General features: G+C 42.5%; 1 protein-coding gene and 1 pseudogene. Both read left to right on the top strand.

What is annotated here, in order from left to right; genetic code table 11:
- On the top strand, window positions 1-1,029 hold a 1,029-nt coding region (locus NJ959_RS29230; protein ID WP_254015270.1), incomplete at its 5' end, for a formylglycine-generating enzyme family protein.
- 88 nt (window positions 1,030-1,117) lie between these two features.
- Window positions 1,118-1,237: pseudogene (locus NJ959_RS30910) on the top strand (diversity-generating retroelement protein Avd); the annotation flags it as partial.
- Window positions 1,238-1,628: the final 391 nt, after the last annotated feature.

The following is a 1,628-nucleotide window of genomic DNA, read 5'->3' as shown; positions in this document are numbered from 1 at the left end:
ACCAACCCCCCATCCGTTACATCCGTTACCCCATCCGTTGCCAAATATCTCTCGTCTAAACTAGGAAGGCGAAAGATAATTCAGCTAGCAGGTTTGGGTAGTATGGTAGCTGTAGGCGCGATCGCCTACGATAGATTAATTAAGGATATTATTTTTCCTGGTAGTGGTAACGGCGATAAATCGCCTACTACGAACTTATCTCTTCAGTCTTTTGATTTTAATGTCATCACCCTAGACTCCCAAGGCAGAGAAGCAACTCGCAATCGCCGCAGTGCCAATTTCTTCCCCCAAGATTTAGGTAACGGGATAACTCTAGAAATGGTAGCCATCCCCGGTGGTACATTTACTATGGGTTCCCCAACTAGTGAAGCAGAGAGATGGGATAATGAAAGTCCCCAACACTCAGTTACAATATCTCCCTTCTACATGGGAAAATATACCGTAACTCAAGCACAGTGGCGAGTTGTCGCTGCTTTACCCAAAGTCAATCGCGACTTAAGCTCTGACCCATCTCGCTTTAAAGGTGATAATTTACCAGTAGAAAAGATAACTTGGCTTGACGCTACCGAATTTTGTGCTAGACTATCTAAATACACCGGAAGAAACTATCGTTTACCCACCGAGGCGGAGTGGGAATACGCCTGTCGAGCCGGAACAAATACGCCCTTTCATTTTGGGGAGACGATTAATACCGATTGCGTTAACTACAATGGTAATTATCCTTACGGTTCAGCACCTAAAGGAGAGGACAGACAAAAAACTACCCCTGTTGGCAGTTTCCAAGTAGCGAATAATTTCGGATTATACGACATGCACGGTAATGTGTGGGAATGGTGTCAAGACTATTACCATGGTGGTTACCAAAATGCTCCAAGTGATGGCAGTACTAATGAAAACAATTCTCAATATCGACTGTTGCGTGGTGGTTCGTGGATCATCCTCGGCAGATACTGTCGTAGTGCGAATCGCAACAGGTACGAGCCAGATTTCAGGGACAACTTCATCGGTTTTCGCTTAGTTGTTTCCTAGGCGAGTATTCTTTTATTCTCTTTTATTCTCTTTTATTCTCTTTCTCTTTGCTCTTAAAAAGCCCTGTCTTTAATTTTTTTTTTTCAAAATGGGTAATCTACCTATAATACAAAGAACCTACGACTTAATTAAATGGTATGTACCAATTCTTGGTCGATTACCAAAAACCCATAGATTTGCTTTGGGAGAGCGATTAGTGGCGGGGCTGTTATTTATATAGATATCGGGCGGACTTAATTAGGATAGCACAGTTTTGGGATAAGAGGTGGTTGGGGATAGGATTTTATAGGCGGGCATATTTTCTGATTTTATAAGTATAGGGTTGATTGGGGCAAGTGTCAAGTGCCTGGGCAACGGATGTGGTAGCGGTTTTTTCGGATGGTTTGTTGGTGGGGATGGGGTTTTGGTGTAACAGTTAAATATCGTATCCATCCCGGTACATTATTCCTAACGCACCTTACTCAATATCTCTTCTGATGGAAATTTTTTTAATTCTATCTGGGATAACTACAGGCTCTAAATATCACCTTCCAGGAACCCACACTTTCCCACTATACTACTTTAACTTAGATTCGTCAATCTGTCAAGTCTTTGAGCGC

Origin of the sequence: Limnofasciculus baicalensis BBK-W-15, assembly GCF_024178385.1 — a bacterium.
Taxonomy (GTDB): Bacteria; Cyanobacteriota; Cyanobacteriia; order Cyanobacteriales; family Coleofasciculaceae; genus Limnofasciculus; species Limnofasciculus baicalensis.
Note: the sequence above shows the minus strand (reverse complement) of the source record. Positions and strands in the feature narration are given on the sequence as shown.